Raw genomic sequence first — 18,784 nt, forward strand, 5'->3', positions numbered from 1 at the left:
ACAATTTGGCGACCATGGCAAATTTGTCTACTGGATTCGACATCTCGAGCAATGCCGAAGGAGATGGGCGACGCGTGGCGCCGCCCGATCCATCAGCGTGCGTCGAAGAGTTCGCGCGCCAGCTTGAGGCATTCCTGATAGGCGCCGAGATCGGTCAACAGTTGATCCGGAGCCACGTCGCGGCGCACCAGTTGGCCGCCGATGGCAGCGATGCCGCCGTCATACATCAGGTTATCCACCATGCCGTGATCCTCGATCATCAGGCCGTCGGCACCGCGCAGCACGCCCTGGGCGTCCTTTTCGGCCTTGCTGCCATAATAGTCCTCGAGCAGCCGATCGTAGTAGAGCTTGCTGGTATTGGTATAGCCAAAGACCGGCTTGCCGAGAGCGATCATGAAACCAACTTCATAGCCCGTGCCGACATCGGCCGAAATGCCGCGGAAGGGCGTGAGGTTGGCGATGCAGAAATCGGCATCGCGCATCATCTTCTCGTTGGCGGCACTGATCTGGCGGCCGAATTCGAAGGGTGTGGCGCCTGTCGGATCGAGGTCGTTCTCAGCCATTGTGCTGGGGAAAAAACCTTCCGCCAAAGCCATTTCGCCCTTGATGCGCATCTGGTCGAAACCGTTCGGAAGGAAGACCTCCGGCCCGGCGATATAGACCTTGTGGGTCGGGCTCATGTGAGCTTGCCGTCGGCGAGTGCCTTCAGGATCCAGTCCTTGTAGCTCTGGTCCTTGTCTTCGATCTCGGGAATGACCTTAGAGGCCTCCGTCATGAAGAACAGGTAGTCGCGCCCCATTTCCTGGCCACGGCGCGTGTGCATGTCGAGCGCGACATCGGGTATCTCGGGCAGGTTTTCGCCGAGCTCGATTGAACGCTTAGCCCAGTTGACCATGTCGTCGCTGGTACGGTCCTTCTTGGAGCCGGTCAGCAGGCGAATAGCATGAGCGGCGAAGAGGAATCGATCACCGGCGGGGCGCGGGTAGCGCAGATGCTGCTGGTAAAGCGTCTCGACCAGGACGGGCGCGTCGACGTTGCCGAAACCGATGTCTTCGACGGCGATCACGCAAAGGCGCGACCACATCATTTCTTCCATTTCGGGGCTGGTGATGAACATTTCCCAGGCGAGGAGCAGGACGTTCTGCGTCATGCCACGACGGGTGCACTTCTGCAGCGCCGAGATGACTTCGTCAGCGGCAAAGCCATGTTCGGTGGTGGTGCGCTGCCACGGATCGGGCGGCTGCTGGACTTTCATGATGGACTCCTGAGAGGTGAGAGAAGAGTTATCTCCACAGCGCGTCGATGCGCCGTTCGGCCGACATAACCAGTCCGAAGACAATGACGGCGGTGATGGTGGCGATGATCGAGGTGCCGAAGGCGCGCTCCATGGCTAAGCGCCCGGCGGCCTCGCGGAACATGAAGCCCAGGCCCGAGGTCCCCATGAGCAGTTCGGCGAGAATGGCTGCCAGCACGGCTTCGGGCGCGGTTAGGCGCAGGGCGACCATCATATTGGGCACGGCGGCCGGCATGACGAGGCGCAAAAAGCGCTGCCAGGGGCTGGCGCCCAGCACCTTGAACAGGTCATCGCTGCCGGGCGGCAGGGATTTGAGCCCTGCCCCAACGAAGACGAAGGTCGGGAAGAAGGCAGCGATCGCAACGATGGCGACTTCCGTGCGCATGTCATAGCCGAGCAGGCGTGCCAGGATCGGGATCAGGGCCACAACTGGAATTGAGGAAAAAATCAGCCCGAGCGGCGTGAGCAGGCCATTCAGCAGGCGGGAGGCCCAGGCGGCCAGCGACAGCAGCACGCCAGTGAGGAGACCAAAGGCCAGCCCGAGGACAGCGACAAGGAAGGTCTTGCCCGCATTGCCGGCATAAATGGCCGGATTGGCGACGAGGTCAGATGCAACACTGAATGGGCTTGGCAGAACGATTGCATTGAGCCCCGAGATGCTGACCCAGGCCTGCCAGAGCAGGAGAATGCCGAGCACGCCCCAGTAGCGCGAGAAAAAGGTGCGCAGGCCGCTCATTGGAACCGTCCGTAAACAAGACGCTCGACGAGGCTCATCAGGCCGAAGAGCACGAGCGAGGCCGTGGTGACAATCAGTACGGCGCTCCAGAGCAGCGGGATCTGGAAGTTCTGCATGGCCGAGACCATCAGCAGGCCAAGTCCGCGCGAGGCGCCGAACCATTCACCGACAATGGTGCCAATGAAGGCCACGGGAATGGCCAGCTTCATGCCCGAGACCAGTGCTGGAAGGGCGGCCGGCAGTTCGAGGCGGCGAAAGCGTTTCACAGGGCTTGAGCCGAGCGCAGTGAACAGGTCGCGATGGGTATGGCTGGCAGCCTTGAGACCAGAGGTGGTGGCCACGTAGATCATGTAGAAGACGCCCAGCGCCGAGATGGCGGGCGGTGTCAGGTCGCGATTGGCCAGCACCATGAAAACCGGCGCCAGAGCCACCAGCGGTACGGCGTGGATGAAGGCGATCAGGCGATCGAGGCCCGGCCGCATCATTGGCAGCACCTGTCCCAGCATGGCGGCGGCGACACCACTCAGGATGCCAACGAAATAGCCGATGGCGACCGAGGCGAAGCTGGCCAGCATGGCGCGGACGAACAGCGTCTGCCGCGCGGGATCGGCAATGAACATCAGCACGTCGGTCAGCGGCGGCCAGGTCATGCCGGCAAGGCGATAGGAGCCGATCACCTGCCAAATGGCCAGAAACAGGCCGACGCCGAGTACGCCCAGGACGAGGCGATGCGTGGTTTCACTGCGCAGGATCATGGTGTGGCCAGTTCCGGCTCCAGCGCCAGAGTCAGTTCGTCGACCAATTGATGGAAGCCAGGTTCGCGCATGACCACAGGGAGGCGCGGGCGGGCGAACGGGATTTTGATGTCGCGGATGATGCGCCCCGGACGACCGCTCATGACGATGACGCGATCGGCCAGGAAGAGCGCTTCATCGACGGAATGGGTGACGAGGAGCGTGGTGATCTGCTGCGCGCTCCAGATGCGCTGCAGCTCAAGATTCATCTGCCGGCGCGTAACGGCGTCGAGGGCCCCGAAAGGCTCATCCAGTAGGAGGACGTCGGGCTGGAGGGTCAATGCCCGCGCAATGGAAGCACGCTGTCGCATCCCTCCGGACAGTTGGCGCGGACGGGCCTTCTCGAAGCCGGCGAGACCGACCAGGGCGATGAGCTCGTGAACACGGGCTTCGTCGACCTTGCGGCCAGCAACCTGGAAGGGCAGCGCGACGTTGGAAAAAATGTCGAGCCAGGGCAGCAGTGCGTGATCCTGGAAAGCTACGCCGAGGCGATGCGTCTTGCTCAGGGCCTGGGGCTCCCTGCCCTCAATGCTGACACGGCCGGTGCTGGGCGTCTCAAGGGCCGCGGCCAGTCGCAGAATGGTGCTTTTGCCGCATCCGGAGGGACCGAGCAGCGCCACGAATTCGCCCTTGCCGATGCTGAGATCGATCTCGCTGAGCGCGGTCAACTGCTGGCCATTGTCGAGGACAAAGTCCTTGCTGACACGGTCGAGGCGGATGGCGGCTTCGGTCATATTGCGGTCCGGCAGGAAAAGTGCGGTGACGGCTAGAGGCGCCGCCACCGCAGTCAGGAAAGAATCAGGCCTTGAGGGCCGCGATGGCTTCTTCCAGCGGGCCAAGGTCGACGATCTCGGACGACGTGGGAATGGCTTCGATGCCCGAGGCCCTGGCGATTTCGGCAATGGTGGTATCCACCACGGCCGGGTCGAACCAGAAGGGGCCGGGAGCGCCCGGCGCCTCGATCAGTGGCTGGCCAAGCTCGTTCTGGCGGACCTGCTGGGCCAGTTCGAGGCCGAAATCGGCGCCATACTTGCTGATGATCAGCTCGGCAGCGACCTTGGGGTCCTTGCCATTCTCGATCCAGCCACGCAGCAGCGCCTTGAGATAGCCCACGACCAGCGGACGGTTCTCTTCGACATATTTGCGGTCGGCAACGATGATGCCGGCCGGGGTCGAATAGCCAAGGTCGCTCATCAGCGTGACGAAGAAGTCTTTGTCGCGCTCAAGACCCATGTTTTCCAGGGTGATCGGCTGGTTGGTGGCAAAGGCGAAATAGGCATCGCCATCACCGGCCACCAGCGGCTCGGGCGAGAATCCGGTTGGCACGAGGGTGTATTCAAGCGGCAGGCCGGCCGTGGTCAGGATGAAGTCGACCGTGTTCTTGTCAGCAGGCATCTGGTTGAGGATGCGGGCGCCGACGAGGTCCTTGGGCTCCCTGACCGGGTGGGCGGCCATGGAGATCAAGGCAGCGGGACTAGTGGGGAAGGCAGCGCCGAGAACGACAAAGTCATTGCCGCGGGCGAGAGCTTCAAACAGCGGGATCCAGTCGGCGCCGGCATAGTTGGCGTCGCCGGCAGCCAGCGAGACCAGCACGCCAGGAGCGTTCGGGCCGCCGGGCGTATAGCTGATGTCGATGCCTTCCTCAGCGAAATAGCCATTCTCGATGGCGATCCAAAGACCCGCATATTCGGCGTTCGGGATCCAGCCGAGGGCCGTGGTGACTGGCGCACCGGCCTGAGCGACGGACCAGCCGGGTATGCTCATGGCCAGGCCGGTGCCAGCCATGCCCACAAGCATCTGGCGACGGGTGAGAGAAAGAGATGGCAGCTTGCTCATATGTCGGTACGCTCCTTGGCGACGAATGACTTGCGCCGTGAGCATCACGGCGTCCCCACCCTGAGATGTTGTTTTTGTTACATGGATTGATATCACCTGTAACAAGAGTTTCAAGTTTTGTGAGCACAGTTTTGGCAGAAAATTCGCGACGCACAAAAAATGGGCTTCCGGCTCAAACTTTGGTCGCGCAGCGCATCGCGCAGCACTATCCGGAGCTGTCGTCAGCGCTGCGTCAGTTTGCCGACCACGTCCAGGCGGAACCGCTGACGCTGGCGCGGATGAGCATCCATGAGGCGGTGGAAACCGTGGGCGTATCGGTGGCGACCGCGAACCGTTTTGCGACCGCGATCGGCTTTTCCGGTTATGCCGAGTTTCGCAGTGAGCTGATCCGAGGGTTCGAGGCGCTGTTTGCCCCGGCAGAGCGGCTCAAGCAGAAACTGGCCGAGGGCGCGAGCCCGCAAGACGTGATGATCGCCTCGCTGCGGGAGGATATTGCCAATCTCGAAGCGACCATCGCCAACCTGACCGCCGCGCAGACCGACAAGGCGGTCGAGATGATCGTCAATGCGGAGCGCATCTATATTGCCGGATTCGAGAATGCCGCCAGCTTGGCCAATATTTTGGCGGTGGGACTGGAGCTGACGGGCAAGTCGGTGCGCACGGCCGAGAACGGTAGTGGTGTTGTTGGCGCGGCGCGGCAGCTGTTCAAGTTTGGCGAGAAGGATCTCGTCATCGCCATCGCCTTTTCCTTCTACATGCGCGACACGCTGGTAGTGACACAGCACGCCAGCCAGCATGGCATACCGGTGCTGGCGATCACAGACCACCTCAAATCGCCGCTGACGGCGATGAGCCGGATGGCGCTGCTGGTGGAGGCGCATCACGAGTTCAACCCACCCTCGGACACCGCCATCCTTGGGCTGATCGAGGCGCTGGTGGCGGCCGTTGCGAGCAAGACGCCCAATGCTGCTGAGGTGGTGGAGAAGTTTGCTGCCTATACCTATCCGTGGATGATCAGCTCACCAATGGATTGGCCACCAGACTAATCGCCGGTTCATTCGGCGTGGGCAGCGACGGTCTGCTCCTGATCGACCTGCCGATGCGGAAAGATCAGCGAGAAGGTCGAGCCTTTTCCTTCCACACTGCGGATATCGAGTTTGCCGCCATGCAGGTTCATGATCTGCAGCACGAAGTTGAGACCGATACCCGTTCCGGCGATGCCTTCGGCGGTGCGGGCGCGGAAGAAGCGTTCGGAGATGAAGGCCAGTTCATCCGCCGGAATGCCAACGCCAAAATCTTCGACCTCAATGATGACATGGTCGCCCCACTTACCGCCGCGCACCAGGATCGAGCGACTCGAGGGGGAGTATTTGAGCGCGTTGGAGATGAGGTTCTGAACAGCCTGTTCCAGCAGCGTCGTGTCCACCATGGCCATGCGCGGCAATCCGTCCAGCGAACGGACGATGCGGGTTTGATCTTCGTCGGGCTGGCTTTCGCAGACGGCGGTGATGAGCTGATGCAGATCACTGGGCCGGGCATGGAAGCTGATCTCGCCCTGATCCAGTCGCGCGGCGTTGAGGGTGCTCTCCATCAGCCGGGTCAGACGCTGGCAGGCATTGCGGATCTTGTTGACACGATTGGTGATCTCGTCCGGCGACATCACGGAGCCGCGCCGCAGCATGCGCTGCGCGCTTGCATCGATGATGGACAGCGGGGTGCGGAACTGATGCGATACGACCGAGGTGAAGGCGCGGTGCAGACGCGATATTTCGCGCTCGTGCTGCAGCGCAGCCTCGGCGCGGACGGTCGTGCGCAGGCCGCGAACAACAATGATGGCAACCAGCACGCCCGCCAGCAGGGTTGCCAGAAGATAGCCCAGCACTTCGAAAAGGATCCTGCGGCGACCATCTCGCACCGACTCCTGCCGGTCGCGGCCATCCAACATGCCCGCATTGGCCAGGTCGCGCAGGGTCTGGGCGACCGACTGCGCCATTTCATGCAGCTCAAGAACGGCCGTCGTATCGCCGGGCTGCATGTTTTCCAGCCCCACGCGGTGGCTTTCGAGAGTGGTTCGCAGCGCGGCGACCTCGTCGTCATAGCCCATGTCCGCAATGCGGCGGGTCAGATGACCCGCTTCAAAAAGACCGAGTCGGCTGTCGAGCAGGTCGAAGCGCAGAACAAGATCGTCATGTGCGATCCGTCCGCTCTCGTAGAGCAGGATGGTATCGGCGAGGCGCATGGCCTCGTACTGGCCCTGGCTGGAAAACCAGATGACTCCCTCCGCCGGCTCTCCGCTCAGCCGGTTTTCGTTGACGGCAAGGCGGATCACGGCGGTCAGCAGCAGGACGAACAGAACTGTCAGAGCGAGAGCCGCAACGAGGAAGGGCCGCGAAATCCAGGGTCGCAACGCTATTGGACCTCGAGCGACTTGAGTTGCCAGACCCATCGATCGTTCAATTCCCGGTTCTGCAACTCGGAGAAATCGTCGCGCGGATAGATGATCCAGATTGGCCCCTTGTCGCTGACGCGCATTTCCTCGCCGTTGACCTGGATTGCCAGCAGCACGTCGTAGTTGAGAAAATCATCCATCGGGATCTCGACGGTATAGTCATTGAGCGCTGCCGCCTTGACCAGTGCACCCTCGCCTCCGACCCGTTCGAACAGGGTCCGCGCCAACACGCCCTCGAAAACCTGCACGCCATCGGTCCATGGGGTCGAGGTGTGGATTTCGCTCATGCCGAGTTCGGTGAGCATCTGCCGGTCAAAGGCGGCACCCTCGGGCGTGTTGGTGACGCCGACGTCGCCACTGACAAGCAGGATGACCGGGCCTTCCGGGGCGGGCAACGGTTCCGCTCCATTGGCCGCAGCCAGTGACAATGCAAGCCCGGCGACCGTCACCGCGCCGCGTGTAACGTGCAGAGATGATGTCCAGCTGAAAGAAGACATGACGCATGCCCCGATATGTTTTGTGAAAGCCCAGGCCATTTTACGCGGGAGAACAGGCCCCTGCATCAAAATTCTTCGCAATTTCCCGCCCGGAACAGCAATCGCCAAGACGAACTTCAACTAAACAGTCTCTGGCAAACGATATTTTCGGATATTCGGCAATTCATGACGAAGGATCATCTCGAACATATTCAGTTGTGACCATGCCGAAGCTCTTAGGCCATTGCGACGATTGTTTCGTCAGACCCTGCAAACGAGTGGGGAAGTGAATCTTCTGTTTGTCTATCAGGCTCCGCCACGCACCGCCTCTGCGGTGTCGTCGATGGAGTGAATGAAATGAACGTGCATGTGCGGGGCGATGCCCCAATGACGACATCCTCGTTGACGCCGGCCATTGAAGCGCTGGCGTCACACCTTACTGGGCGGGTCATGATTGCCGGCCATCCTGACTATGACTTGGTGCGCGGGCTCGCCCACAGCAACTGGGACGACCAGCCGCTCTTGGTGGCGCGTGTCGCCAATGCCGCAGACGTGGCCGATGTGATCGACTTCACGCGGTACAACAAGTTGCAACTCGCCGTCCGCAGCGGCGGTCATTCGGTCTGCGGACACAGCAGCAGCCATGGCGGTGTGGTGATCGACCTGCGGGACCTGCAGGGGATCGAGGTGGATCTCGATGCGATGACGGTCTGGGCCGGCAGTGGTCTTACCGCCGGACAGCTGACCGAGGCGCTTGATCGCGACAAGGTGGTGGTGGGTTTTGGCGACTCCGGCTCCGTCGGCATCGGCGGCATCACCCTGGGCGGCGGGATTGGCTACATGACGCGCAAGTTCGGCCTGACCATGGATGCCATGATCGCTGCCGAATTGGTGACTGCGGCGGGGGATATCCTGACCGTAACCGAAGAGAGTTATCCGGACCTGTTCTGGGCGCTGCATGGCGGCGGCGGCAATTTCGGCGTGGTGACGCGCTTCTGCTACCGCCTCCACGCGCTGGCCGAATTTACCGGTGGCCCACTGGTACTGCCGCCAACGCCAGAAGCCCTCGCCGGCTTTGTTGCCGCTGCGGAGGCCGCGCCGGATGAACTGTCGACCATCCTGCTGGCCATGCCGGCGCCGCCCCTGCCCTTCCTGCCGCCGGAGGTGATCGGGCAGACCGTACTGATCGGCATGATGGGTTATGCCGGTCCGGCGGCCGATGCTCAGGAGGCCCTGGCCCCATTCCGTGCACTCGCCGAGCCGATCGCCGATCTCGTCGGTCCCGGGCCCTATGGCATGATGTATCTGCCTGAGGACCCGCACATGAAGCCGGCCGTTTCGGTGCGGAGCATGTTCAGGGACGAGTTTGGCATTGCCGAGGCGACAACCATGCTCGAGCGCCTCGGCGACTGCGATGCACCGATGCGCATGGCACAGGTGCGCGTGCTGGGCGGTGCGGTGTCGCGCATTCCGGCCGATGCCAGCGCCTATGCGCACCGCGATGCGGGAATGCTGGTTGGGTTCCTGGCGATGGATGGGACAGCAGAGGCCGCTGCGCGCAATGACCTCTGGGCCGAGGATTGTATTTCGGCCATGGGTGGCGCCTCGCGCGGCAGCTATGTCAACTTCCTGGGTGATGAAGGCGAGGACATGCTGAAGGCCAGCTATCCCGGCCAGACCTGGCAACGCCTTCGTCGGATCAAGACCTTCTACGACCCGACCAATCTATTCAGCCGCAACCAGAACATTCCGCCTGCCTGAGACAGCTTTCTCTCGCAGCCTTGACCGGTGCCGGGCCCAGTGCCCGGCACCTGCCACCGCGGCCGTCCGGCAGATGTCCGGTACGGCCTGAAGATAGGGAGAAAAACCATGGCACGTCTGCCACATACGATTGCCTTCAACGACCTGGACTATCCAGAACTGGCCGACATTCTGCGCGGCATTGATATCGGTATTGCCGCCATTATCGCCAGCGATCCTGCAATGCGCATCAAGGGGCGGAGACAGCGCGCGGCCGACGCCAACGAGGGCATTGCCAACGCGACATCGAACCGGATGCAGCGGCGCGCGGCCTGAGATCAGGCCGTGTCCCGGGCCACAGGGTTGGAGAGGAACAGGCTGATCAGGTCGGCCTGACGATCGGTCTCGGTCTTGCGGAACAGGTTTTTCAGCGTGTAGCTGACCGTATTGCGCGACAGGCCGAAGTCGTCGGCGATCTCGTCGAGCCGCAGGCCCCGGACAAGTGCCAGAGCCAGTCGCGTCTCTGCCGGCGACAGGCCATAAAGCTGGGCCATTGCTTCGGCAGCATCGCTGGATCGCCATTCCGGATCGGTGACAAACAAGCCAATCGCTGGCTCGCCAGCGGCAGCGGGACCCCGTCCGAGCGGACAGGCCACAGCGATCAGCGGTCGCCTGCCGCTTTCACGGGTCAGCGCCACCGCTTCGCTACCCTGGCGCGCGCCGTCGGCGCCCCGGGCAATGGCCGTGTCCATGATATCGCGCAGGGCATGCGTCTGCTGCGGCTTTTCTCCGCGCAGCAGGCCCTCGCGTCCCAGGCTGATGCCATCGGCTTCGTCCAGCAATTCGCCGGCGCGGCGGTTGCGGAACAGCACCTTGCGCTCGCTGTCGATCAGAAAGACCCCGACAGCTATGCGATTGAGCGCCTCGTCTGCGCCCATCAAAGCGGCACGCAAGTTTTGACTTTCGCCGTCGTCAGGTGAACGCGTGCCCCTGATGCGCGCCACCTGGTCTAGGCGCGCTGCAATGGTGATCAGCATCAGGTCGAAGTCGATGGGCTTGGTCAGATAGTCGTCCACGCCGGCCGCCTTGCCCGCGATGATGTCCTGCCGCCCGGCGAGCGCCGTCAGAAAGACAAAGGGTAGATCGGCCAGGTCCGGCTCCTGCCGCACCTGGCGCAGCAGGTCGAGGCCGGACATGCGGGGCATAGTGATGTCGCAGAGCACCAGATCGTAGCGCTCGTCCCGCAACAGGTCCAAGGCCTCCTGCCCCGTGCCGGCCTCGTCGACCGCATAGCCGGCCGCGATCAACTCCTCGCAGATGTCGGAGCGCAGATCGGCCTCATCTTCCACGCATAGCAATCTGGCGCCCTTCAACGGCTACACCCCCGTCGTTCCCTTGCATGACGTCCTAGCCGACATCACGGCCATATTGAGCCGCCCCGCATTCCAGGTCTAGTCGTCAGGACGCGTCACAAGGAATAATCGTCGCGCGTTCCGCGCATGGGTTGGCAAATATATCCAAGCAAAGCAGGCATGGCACATCAGCGCTTTTGCTGCCCACATATTTGGGTGGCGACTCCGAACACTGCGCTATGGTCTTGAGCGTGGTCGAATTTTTACACCGAGGTCACCATGCATAGAACCCACAATGATCTTCCCATAACCGGCTATGCGCTGCTGGGGCTGCTGGCGATCGGGCATGAAGCGCTCGGGCTGCAAGGCGCCGTAACACTTGGAATTGGTCTGGGCGCCGCATGGGTTCTGCTGAGCCTTGCCGCTGCGCTATTGGAACAGCTGCGGAAAACGCCGGCCGATGCAAGGCTCCCCCCTAAACGGGTGGGGCGATGAACAAAGGGTGCCGCTACTCCATCCGGGCCGTCGCCGACGGCATCTGACCTTCCAGTCGACTCGCCGTCCCGCGCATCATGCCGGGGCGGCTTTTTTCTTACCAGAACCGAGACTTGGTTTCTGTTCACCCCCTGCGAACGAGTGGGGCGAGGCCGCGGAGGCGGGCATAAAAGGCTGCCGGTCAAAGGAGCATATCATGACCAACATTCTCGATACCTGGCGCGAAAAGCGCCGCATTGCCCATGCCCGCCGTCAGCTGCATGGCCTCAGCGATCACATCCTGCACGACATCGGGCTGACCCGCGCCAGCATCAACTCGGGGGTGCAGGAAGACGCCAAGCCGCATCATGGCCGTAGCCGGAGCTAGGTGCCGCCCATATCTCCGCGCAAGTCGACCCGTCGCGATATGCGCCGCGCCGACTTCGCGCTGACCCCGAATAGAGTTCATTGGACGCCGCCGTTGTCACAGCGCCCGGTTGATTTTTTGCTCCCGACTGGCCATGTCGTGGCAAGCCCGTTTTGGGCGCAGTCTGGTGGGTATCTTGGACATCGATCTCGACGCCTTGGCGGTCTTAGCCCGCTGACCCGAGACTTCGACGGTTCGAGATCGCCCGCCTACGGCAGGAGCAGCCATGAGCCTTCGCGACAAGCAGATCCTCCTCATCGTCTCGGGCGGCATTGCAGCCTACAAGACACCGGACCTAGTGCGCAGATTGCGCGAACAGGGTGCGCGCGTGCGTTGCGTCATGACAGATGCGGCGCGGAATTTCATTACGCCGACAAGCCTTGCGGCGGTCAGCGGAACGCCCGTTGCCACGGACCTGTTTGAGCCTATCGCCGGGGCAGATGTCGGGCATATCCGCATCGCCCGCGAGGCTGACCTCATCATCGTTGCGCCGGCAACAGCCGATTTCATGGCGCGGATGGCGCTCGGCCTGTCCAATGACCTGGCGACGTCAATCCTGTTGGCCCGCAGCGGTCCGGTGCTGATCGCGCCTGCCATGAACCCCAAAATGTGGGACCATGCCGCGACACAACGAAACGCGGCCACCTTGAAGGCGGATGGGGTGCTGTTCGTCGGCCCGGAAACGGGGGAAATGGCCGAATCCGGAGAAGCCGGGCTGGGCCGGATGGCCGAGCCGATGACCATCGTCGAGGCTGCTCGTCTTGCGCTGGGGTCCAAATCGCAGAGGCTCGCGGGCCTTTCCTTTTTTGTCACGTCGGGTCCGACCGAGGAGCCGATCGATCCGGTCCGGTTCATCTCCAATCGCTCCTCGGGCAAGCAGGGCCATGCCATAGCCGCGGCTCTGGCTCGCGAAGGCGCCAGCGTGACATTGATTTCGGGGCCGTCTGCCTTGCCGCCTCCGCAGGACGTGGCGGTGGTTGCGGTTCAGACAGCAGCCGAGATGATGGAGGCTGCAACCACTGCTCTTCCCGTAGACGGCGCGGTGTTTGTCGCGGCCGTCGCTGACTGGCGGGCTGCCACGGTGGCGACCAGCAAGCTCAAGAAACAGGGCGGCGACGACGAGCAGCTATCGATCAGCTTGGTGCGAAACCCCGACATTCTTGCCACGATCGGTCATCACGAGCAGCGGCCAAGGCTCGTGGTGGGCTTTGCGGCCGAGACCGACGCGCTGATCGACAATGCCCAGGCCAAGCTGCGCTCCAAGGGGGCGGACTGGATCCTGGCGAACGACGTCTCGACGGCAGGCGGCGTGTTCGGCGGCGATCATAACCATGTGCATCTGGTTGCCGGCGATGGCGTGACGGATCTTGGAGCGGGAACGAAACAGGATATCGCAGAGAGGATCATTGCGCGGATAGCGGGGTTCTTTGATCGGGCCTAGCAAAAGGCGATAGATCCCGGATGGCGAAATTCCTCTAACGCCTCAAGGGTAAGAGGGCGAAGGTTTCTGACCTCCGTATCGGTTGTGCGCCGGCGACAGTGTGCTATCCATTTGTTCGCCCATGAGAATAGAGGCTTCAAGCTTGGACAGGCACTACCTCGATCTCGCCCTGCCGGTGGGCAAAGGCCGGCAGATGCGCATTGTGGAGAGGCCGGGCCTCTGGATGCCGCAAGCGGAGTTGTTGGGTCTGGTGGCGCAGCTACGGACGATCGCCTCGCGGACGCTTGCCGACAAGGATCTCGACTACGGCATTTTCTCAGGGGATCCCGAGCGGCTTGAGGCCAGTTTCATTACCCTTGTGACCGACAAGCGAAGCGGCGCGCCGATTGCCTTCAATGCACTGCCGGTCATTGCGCTCGAACTGGATGGCCGCTCGGTGGAGCTTGTTCACCTCGGATTGGTGATGGTGGATCCCGACCAGCGCAGCAAGGGACTGTCCTGGGTGCTCTACGGACTGACATGTTTCCTGCTGTTCATCCGCAATCAGGGCCGGCCGATTTGGGTATCCAATGTCACGCAGGTGCCGGCCGTGGTGGGCATGGTGACGGAGACCTTTTCGGAGGTCTATCCGGATCCGGAAGGAAATTCGCCACGCAAGTTCCGCCAACTGGTGCTGGTGCGGCAGATCATGGCGGCGCACCGCCATGTCTTTGGCGTGGGACCGGAGGCCGGCTTTGACGAGCAAAGCTTTGTCATCACCAATGCCTATACCGGCGGATCGGACAATCTGAAGAAAAGCTTCGAGGTGGCGCAAAAGCACCGGCGGGCAGCGTTCAACGACTATTGCCAGACCCATCTCGACTATGAACGCGGTGACGACGTGATCCAGATCGGCAAGCTCGACCTAGCTGCGGCGAGGCGCTACCTGAGCGAAATGGTGCCCAAGGGGGCGCTGGGCCTGGTAGCCGTGGCGGCCGTCATGGCGCTGGTGCAGCGCGCCATCCTCCCAGTCGTCCAGTGGCTCGATGGAAAACGCGAGTTTGGCCGGCTGCGGCCGAGGAGCGGAGTGTGAGCTTTTCCTACGCCGAATTCACCGATCGCAACCTGGGCTTTGTCACGGCCGAGGAGCAGGACAAGCTGCGGCAGGCGACGGTTTTTGTCTGCGGCACGGGCGGCATGGGCGGCGCGGCCGTCCTTGCACTGGCCCGGGCCGGCGTGGGCCGGCTGATCCTGGCCGATATCGACACATTTGAAATCGGCAATCTGAACAGGCAGGTGTTTGCCTTCACCGACACTGTGGGGCAGCACAAGGCCGAGGCCACCGCGGCACTGATCAGGACGATCAATCCCCAGATCGAGACTGTGGTCTATAGGGACGACTGGCCCGAGCATGCGGTAGCGAGCATCACGTCGAGCGCGGTGACCATCAATGGCACGGATGACCTTGCCGCGAGCCTGCTGCTATATCGCAGCGCCCGCGCGGCAGGTCGGCCGGTGATCGACGCCTATGCCTCCTCGCTGCCCTCGGTCTATGTGACCCGGCCGGGAGAACCCATGCCGGAGGAGCGGCTCGGCTATCCCACCATGGGCACGCCCTGGGACCAGCTTACCACCGCACAGCGCGGGGACGCTTTCATGCGCGAGATCGAGCATGTCATGGTGCATTCCTCGGCTCGCAAATATATCGACCTGTCGCTGGCTGGCGAAATGGCCGCCGGCAAACGCAAGCGCATGTCCTTTGCGCCGATGGTGATCACCACGGGCATGCTGATGGCCTATGAGACCATCGCGCTGATACTGGGGCAGCAGACCAAGACCGATTACCGAGGCTGGTTCTTCAATCCTTATGAAGGCAAGGTCGAGCGGCCCCTGCCCTTCTGGCTGTCGGCAATTGTGACGCCGATTGCCCGCCGGCAGATCGCCAGGCTGGTGGGCACAGCGTGACGACACTGCATTCGCTGCTTGCCAATAGCGTCGTCTCTGCCGCTGCCCTTGCGGGCACGCTGGCGGCCATTGCCGTGGTGCGCATCCGGCCGGACCGGGACGGGTTAAGCAGCCGCCTGGTTTTCGCGCTGACCCTGGTTTCGCTGGTCCTGGCCATGCGGCTCCTGGCATGGAATGTCCACCACGGGATTTTCGAGACGCTGACGCGGCTGTTTGCCGCCTGGATCCCGCTGGCTGCGCTGCTGGTGCTGGAAGGGCTGCAGCGGCGACATGCGCCAGCGCTGATGAAGCAGGCCAGCCTGATTGGCGGCGTTCTGTTTTCCGTGCTGGCCTTTGTCAGCGGCAATCTGGGCCTGCCGCTCTATGCCTTGCTGGCCTTTCAGCTGGGCAGTTTCGCTGCCATTTACGTCCTGGCCATCACCGGCAGCGACGATGGTTTGACCGAGCAGGAAAAGCGGGTGATCGCGCGCATCCGCTTTGCCCTGCCGGTTCTGGCCGTCTTCCTCGCCAGTGACTATGGCGTCTTCGAACAGGTCGTGCCCGTGCGGGCCTCGGGCGTGGCAATCCTGTTTTTCTGCTGGATGGCGATCAGTTCGACCAATGGCACCACCGGTCGCCGCGATGCCGCCTTTGCTTTTGTCATCACCGCCTTGCTCGGCGCCATCATCGGCCTCAGCGCTACGGCCATGGCGCAGATGGATTGGGCCTTTGCCGTTCAGCTGTCGGCCATGACGCTGTGCACCGGCATCCTGGCGCTGGTTCTCAACGAAACGGTCAACGCCTTTGCCGTGACCCGGCGCAATGACATCATGCTCGCGCTGACCACTGCCGACACCAGCTCGGTCCGGGCGTTCATCACATCGGTAGCCGCCGCGTCACCGCTCGATGGATCGACGATCCTCGATGAAAGCGAACTGGCCCAGTTCGATGTGCCGACGCTACGTGCGGCCTTTGCGCGCCAACCCGTCTTGCGGCCCCGCGATATCGCAATGCTGCCCGAAGACGCTCGCCAGCAGTTCGACAGCCTGTTGATCACCCATGATGCGACGCATCTGCTGATGCTGGCTGCACATCCCCTGCTGGTCATGGCCACCACGCTGCCGTCGGTCGGGCGCAGTTCTGCGATCGAGACCGAACTGGCCCTGGTGCAGCGCATGGCGAGCCTCATTTCCAGACGCGAGGACAGTGATGGAACTGCGTGAAGGCGACTTTGAAGCGTTCTTTGATACTCCTTTCGAGATCTACGGCGCCTCGTCGCCCTATGTATCGCCGATGAAATCGGACCTGCGCCGCTTCTATACGGTCGGGAAAAACCCGCTGTTTCCGGAGGCGGGGAATTTCGCGCTCTTTACCGTCCACCGCGACGGCCGGCCAATCGGCCGGATCGGTGCCCATGTGCATCCCGCATCCAACCAGTTGCACCAGACCAACATGGCGTATTTCGCCTATTTCGATTGTGCCGATGACGCCGAGGCCGCGCGCCTGCTGCTGCAGGCGGCCGAGGGCTGGGCGCGCCAGCGTGGCTTCGATACGATCGCGGGCAATTTCAACCTGACCGCCATGCAGCAGATCGGCGTCGTGACCGGTGGCTTTGACGCTACGCCCTATGTCGACCAGGTCTATGGCCCGGCTCATATCCCGCGCCTCCTGGAGGATAATGGCTACGAGGCCTATTTCCCGATGCGCACTTTCGACGTCGATCTCGAAGCCGTCGATCCCGCCGCATTGGCGGGGCTGGGTCACACGGATCTCCTGGCGTCACCTGACTGGTCCTTTGCCCCGATCCGTCGCAAGGATATTCCCGACCGTCTGGAGGAGGCCCGCCTCCTGCTCAACAGCGGTTTTGCCGCCAATCCCATGTTTGTGCCGCTGACGCGGGAGGAGTTCGATTTTCAGGCCAAAGAGCTGCGCTGGATCATCGATCCGCGCATTACCGCGGTGCTGCACTACAAGGGCGAGGCGGCCGGCGTGGTTCTGATCATCCCCGATCTCAATCCCTTCATCTGCGCCATACGTTCGCGCTTCAACTGGACGACGCCGTGGCATTTCCTGATCCATCGCCTGCGCCGCGATCGGGCGCTGGCGGTCTATATGTCGGTACGCAAGGATCTGCAGGGTCAGGGTGTGATGGGCGCCATCATCGGTACCATGTTTTCGAGGATGCGCGAGGCCGGCTACAAGCGGCTGGGCATGACCTGGGTGTGGGATGAGAACCACGCAAGCCTCCGCCAGATGGAGCGGGTTGGCGCGAAGCCGCTGCACCGGACCCACCTGTTCCGCAAGTCGCTGACCACAGCATGACAATCGATATCGCCCATATCGCGACCACCGCCAACCTCGCCCCGAGCGTGCACAATACGCAGCCGACCCGGTGGTCGCTGGGCGAGGATGGGGCGCTGTGGCTGACCGCCGATCTGGCGCGGCAACTGTCCGTCGGAGACGTCGCTGGGCGTGACCTGCGGGTTTCGCTGGGCGCGGCGCTTGAAGGCACGGTGCTCGCGCTTGGCCAGCAGGGGCTTTGTGCGCGTGCTGTCGAGCTGCAGGGCGAGACGCCTGCGGCACGGTTGGAGTTTGGTGGCGGTGGCGTGGCAGATCCGTTGTGCAGTCAAGTCAATCGACGCTGCACCTGGCGGCGCGGCTTTGTAGCGGCACGAACCGACCAGACGCAGGCTCTGGACAGCTGGTCCGGTCAGCATTCAGACATTACGCTCGTCGCCGACCGGGACGAGATCGAGGCCATCTCGACGCTCAACGAGCGGACCAGCCTCGCCTTTTATCGCAATGCGCGCTACCGGCACGAATTGCTGTCGTGGATGCGGCTGGGCCCGTCCGATCCAAACTATGGGGTCGACGGCCTCTCGGCCCCGGCCCTTGGTCTCTCACGCATAGAGGCCTTCGGGGCTGGCCTGGTGCTGAGCGATCCCGCGTTCTCCATTCTGGACACGGTCGGGCTTGTCGCCCCACTGATTTCGGAAGCGAGCCGGACGCGCAGTGCTGCCGCAGTGCTGCTGTTCCATCGCCCCGAAGATGAAAATCCGATCGACACCGGACGGGCGCTCTACCGTCGACTGCTGGAATTGTCGGCACTCGGCTTTCAGGCTTGGCCCATGTCGGTCCTGGCCGACGATCCGCAGACCGCTGCCGAATTGACCGGGCGCTATGGCTTGCCGGAGCAGGACCGGTTGATCACGGCTTGGCGTGTCGGGCCGCTGCCCTCCGGTGCGATTGCGAAGCGCGAGCGCCTGCCGGCAGGAATGTTGGTTGCAGGCTGAGGTGGCGGAGAAGAACGGCATGGGCAATATTGTTGGCGACGTCGAAATTTCGCAGCGTTCGATCATCGTCTTTGACGCGATGTGCGTGCTGTGCTCGGCCAATGCGCAATTCGTCCTCAGCAATGACCGCCACGGCCATTTCCTCCTGGCCTCCATGCAGGGCGAGGTAGGCAGCGCGCTTTATCGCAAGTTCGGCATCGACCCGGCCGAGCCAGACACGATCGTGGTGGTAACCGGCGACAGCGCGTTGCGCGATAGCGAAGCCGTGCTCTCCATCTACGAAGGGCTTGGCTGGCCGTGGCGGATTTTTTCGCTGTTGCGGATCATTCCACGCGGCCTGCGCGATCCCGTCTATCGCTTCATCGCGCGTCATCGCTACCGCATCTTCGGCGAGCGGGACGCCTGCTGGCTGCCGACGCCAGAACAGGCACGGCGCGTGCTCTGACGTCGTTGCAGCAGCCTCGATATCTCCCGAGGATCTGCACAAATTCTGCAAGCGGCGCGGTCAGTTTCAGCGGCATGCGCAATCCTGATCGCCCATCGCTACAG

21 protein-coding genes are annotated in these 18,784 nt (G+C 62.6%); 12 read left to right on the plus strand and 9 right to left on the minus strand.

The features are described 5' to 3' along the window. Window positions 1-92: 92 nt before the first annotated feature. The 6 genes from P0Y65_09990 to P0Y65_10015 form a co-directional block, all read right to left on the minus strand. Complete coding sequence (locus P0Y65_09990; protein ID WEK06548.1) at window positions 93-680, minus strand: nucleoside 2-deoxyribosyltransferase; 588 nt, start codon at window positions 678-680, stop codon at window positions 93-95. Then, window positions 677-1,255, minus strand: a complete 579-nt coding sequence (locus tag P0Y65_09995) for an AAA family ATPase (GenBank protein ID WEK06549.1) — start codon at window positions 1,253-1,255, stop codon at window positions 677-679. The genes P0Y65_09990 and P0Y65_09995 overlap by 4 nt, the downstream gene beginning before the upstream one ends. A gap of 28 nt (window positions 1,256-1,283) precedes the next feature. Beyond that, window positions 1,284-2,030, minus strand: a complete 747-nt coding sequence (locus tag P0Y65_10000) for an ABC transporter permease subunit (GenBank protein WEK06550.1) — start codon at window positions 2,028-2,030, stop codon at window positions 1,284-1,286. Next, on the minus strand, window positions 2,027-2,785 hold the full coding sequence (locus P0Y65_10005; protein ID WEK06551.1) for an ABC transporter permease subunit: 759 nt from the start codon (window positions 2,783-2,785) through the stop codon (window positions 2,027-2,029). Before P0Y65_10005 ends, P0Y65_10000 begins: the two co-directional genes overlap by 4 nt. Next, on the minus strand, window positions 2,782-3,558 hold the full coding sequence (locus P0Y65_10010) for an ABC transporter ATP-binding protein (protein ID WEK06552.1): 777 nt from the start codon (window positions 3,556-3,558) through the stop codon (window positions 2,782-2,784). Before P0Y65_10010 ends, P0Y65_10005 begins: the two co-directional genes overlap by 4 nt. A gap of 64 nt (window positions 3,559-3,622) precedes the next feature. Beyond that, entirely contained in the window at window positions 3,623-4,660 is a 1,038-nt protein-coding gene (locus P0Y65_10015; GenBank protein ID WEK06553.1) for an ABC transporter substrate-binding protein, read from the minus strand. Window positions 4,661-4,791: 131 nt separating this feature from the next. Between P0Y65_10015 and P0Y65_10020 the strand changes: the two genes are divergently transcribed. Next, entirely contained in the window at window positions 4,792-5,706 is a 915-nt protein-coding gene (locus tag P0Y65_10020; GenBank protein WEK06554.1) for a MurR/RpiR family transcriptional regulator, read from the plus strand. An 8-nt stretch (window positions 5,707-5,714) separates the two neighbouring features. Here P0Y65_10020 and P0Y65_10025 read toward each other — a convergent pair whose 3' ends face one another. Both P0Y65_10025 and P0Y65_10030 read right to left on the minus strand, forming a co-directional pair. Further along, on the minus strand, window positions 5,715-7,067 hold the full coding sequence (locus P0Y65_10025; GenBank protein WEK06555.1) for a HAMP domain-containing sensor histidine kinase: 1,353 nt from the start codon (window positions 7,065-7,067) through the stop codon (window positions 5,715-5,717). A gap of 2 nt (window positions 7,068-7,069) precedes the next feature. Further along, window positions 7,070-7,606 (minus strand): molybdopterin-dependent oxidoreductase, encoded by a 537-nt coding sequence (locus P0Y65_10030; GenBank protein WEK06556.1) that lies wholly within the window; start codon window positions 7,604-7,606, stop codon window positions 7,070-7,072. A 366-nt stretch (window positions 7,607-7,972) separates the two neighbouring features. Here P0Y65_10030 and P0Y65_10035 point away from each other — a divergent pair, with 366 nt between their 5' ends. Beyond that, window positions 7,973-9,346, plus strand: a complete 1,374-nt coding sequence (locus tag P0Y65_10035) for an FAD-binding oxidoreductase (GenBank protein WEK06557.1) — start codon at window positions 7,973-7,975, stop codon at window positions 9,344-9,346. A 108-nt stretch (window positions 9,347-9,454) separates the two neighbouring features. Then, window positions 9,455-9,661: a hypothetical protein gene (locus P0Y65_10040; GenBank protein WEK06558.1), complete on the plus strand. Its 207-nt coding sequence runs from the start codon at window positions 9,455-9,457 to the stop codon at window positions 9,659-9,661. 2 nt (window positions 9,662-9,663) lie between these two features. Here the strand turns inward: P0Y65_10040 and P0Y65_10045 are convergent, their stop codons facing one another. Continuing rightward, a complete protein-coding gene (locus tag P0Y65_10045) occupies window positions 9,664-10,674 on the minus strand; it encodes a response regulator (GenBank protein ID WEK06559.1) in 1,011 nt (336 codons plus the stop codon). A 282-nt stretch (window positions 10,675-10,956) separates the two neighbouring features. Here P0Y65_10045 and P0Y65_10050 point away from each other — a divergent pair, with 282 nt between their 5' ends. The 9 genes from P0Y65_10050 to P0Y65_10090 all read left to right on the plus strand — a co-directional run bounded on the left by P0Y65_10050 (window position 10,957) and on the right by P0Y65_10090 (window position 18,680). Next, the gene (locus P0Y65_10050; protein WEK06560.1) at window positions 10,957-11,172 is read left to right on the plus strand and encodes a hypothetical protein; all 216 of its coding nucleotides are present in this window, start codon (window positions 10,957-10,959) and stop codon (window positions 11,170-11,172) included. A 196-nt stretch (window positions 11,173-11,368) separates the two neighbouring features. Next, complete coding sequence (locus tag P0Y65_10055) at window positions 11,369-11,539, plus strand: DUF1127 domain-containing protein (GenBank protein ID WEK06561.1); 171 nt, start codon at window positions 11,369-11,371, stop codon at window positions 11,537-11,539. A gap of 265 nt (window positions 11,540-11,804) precedes the next feature. Then, window positions 11,805-13,019: a bifunctional phosphopantothenoylcysteine decarboxylase/phosphopantothenate--cysteine ligase CoaBC gene (coaBC, locus tag P0Y65_10060; GenBank protein WEK06562.1), complete on the plus strand. Its 1,215-nt coding sequence runs from the start codon at window positions 11,805-11,807 to the stop codon at window positions 13,017-13,019. Window positions 13,020-13,161: 142 nt separating this feature from the next. Further along, on the plus strand, window positions 13,162-14,091 hold the full coding sequence (locus P0Y65_10065; GenBank protein WEK06563.1) for a hypothetical protein: 930 nt from the start codon (window positions 13,162-13,164) through the stop codon (window positions 14,089-14,091). After that, window positions 14,088-14,963, plus strand: a complete 876-nt coding sequence (locus P0Y65_10070; GenBank protein ID WEK06564.1) for a ThiF family adenylyltransferase — start codon at window positions 14,088-14,090, stop codon at window positions 14,961-14,963. The genes P0Y65_10065 and P0Y65_10070 overlap by 4 nt, the downstream gene beginning before the upstream one ends. Continuing rightward, window positions 14,960-16,165 carry a hypothetical protein gene (locus tag P0Y65_10075; protein ID WEK06565.1) on the plus strand — a complete coding sequence of 402 codons (1,206 nt, stop codon included), beginning with the start codon at window positions 14,960-14,962 and terminating at the stop codon, window positions 16,163-16,165. Before P0Y65_10070 ends, P0Y65_10075 begins: the two co-directional genes overlap by 4 nt. After that, on the plus strand, window positions 16,152-17,264 hold the full coding sequence (locus tag P0Y65_10080) for a GNAT family N-acetyltransferase (protein ID WEK06566.1): 1,113 nt from the start codon (window positions 16,152-16,154) through the stop codon (window positions 17,262-17,264). Before P0Y65_10075 ends, P0Y65_10080 begins: the two co-directional genes overlap by 14 nt. Further along, on the plus strand, window positions 17,261-18,235 hold the full coding sequence (locus P0Y65_10085; GenBank protein WEK06567.1) for a hypothetical protein: 975 nt from the start codon (window positions 17,261-17,263) through the stop codon (window positions 18,233-18,235). The genes P0Y65_10080 and P0Y65_10085 overlap by 4 nt, the downstream gene beginning before the upstream one ends. A 19-nt stretch (window positions 18,236-18,254) precedes the next feature. After that, complete coding sequence (locus tag P0Y65_10090) at window positions 18,255-18,680, plus strand: thiol-disulfide oxidoreductase DCC family protein (protein ID WEK06568.1); 426 nt, start codon at window positions 18,255-18,257, stop codon at window positions 18,678-18,680. The last annotated feature ends 104 nt before the right edge of the window (window positions 18,681-18,784 follow it).

This window comes from Candidatus Devosia phytovorans (assembly GCA_029202405.1).
Taxonomy (GTDB): Bacteria; Pseudomonadota; Alphaproteobacteria; order Rhizobiales; family Devosiaceae; genus Devosia; species Devosia phytovorans.

Excerpts from the sequence above, each read along its gene's own strand:
- P0Y65_09990 (WEK06548.1), bottom strand. The coding sequence starts at position 680 with ATGAGCCCGACCCACAAGGTCTATATCGCCGGGCCGGAGGTCTTCCTT.
- P0Y65_09995 (WEK06549.1), bottom strand. The coding sequence starts at position 1,255 with ATGAAAGTCCAGCAGCCGCCCGATCCGTGGCAGCGCACCACCACCGAA.
- P0Y65_10000 (WEK06550.1), bottom strand. The coding sequence starts at position 2,030 with ATGAGCGGCCTGCGCACCTTTTTCTCGCGCTACTGGGGCGTGCTCGGC.
- P0Y65_10005 (WEK06551.1), bottom strand. The coding sequence starts at position 2,785 with ATGATCCTGCGCAGTGAAACCACGCATCGCCTCGTCCTGGGCGTACTC.
- P0Y65_10010 (WEK06552.1), bottom strand. The coding sequence starts at position 3,558 with ATGACCGAAGCCGCCATCCGCCTCGACCGTGTCAGCAAGGACTTTGTC.
- P0Y65_10015 (WEK06553.1), bottom strand. The coding sequence starts at position 4,660 with ATGAGCAAGCTGCCATCTCTTTCTCTCACCCGTCGCCAGATGCTTGTG.
- P0Y65_10030 (WEK06556.1), bottom strand. The coding sequence starts at position 7,606 with ATGTCTTCTTTCAGCTGGACATCATCTCTGCACGTTACACGCGGCGCG.
- P0Y65_10035 (WEK06557.1), top strand. The coding sequence starts at position 7,973 with ATGACGACATCCTCGTTGACGCCGGCCATTGAAGCGCTGGCGTCACAC.
- P0Y65_10040 (WEK06558.1), top strand. The coding sequence starts at position 9,455 with ATGGCACGTCTGCCACATACGATTGCCTTCAACGACCTGGACTATCCA.
- P0Y65_10050 (WEK06560.1), top strand. The coding sequence starts at position 10,957 with ATGCATAGAACCCACAATGATCTTCCCATAACCGGCTATGCGCTGCTG.
- P0Y65_10055 (WEK06561.1), top strand. The coding sequence starts at position 11,369 with ATGACCAACATTCTCGATACCTGGCGCGAAAAGCGCCGCATTGCCCAT.
- coaBC (WEK06562.1), top strand. The coding sequence starts at position 11,805 with ATGAGCCTTCGCGACAAGCAGATCCTCCTCATCGTCTCGGGCGGCATT.
- P0Y65_10080 (WEK06566.1), top strand. The coding sequence starts at position 16,152 with ATGGAACTGCGTGAAGGCGACTTTGAAGCGTTCTTTGATACTCCTTTC.
- P0Y65_10085 (WEK06567.1), top strand. The coding sequence starts at position 17,261 with ATGACAATCGATATCGCCCATATCGCGACCACCGCCAACCTCGCCCCG.
- P0Y65_10090 (WEK06568.1), top strand. The coding sequence starts at position 18,255 with ATGGGCAATATTGTTGGCGACGTCGAAATTTCGCAGCGTTCGATCATC.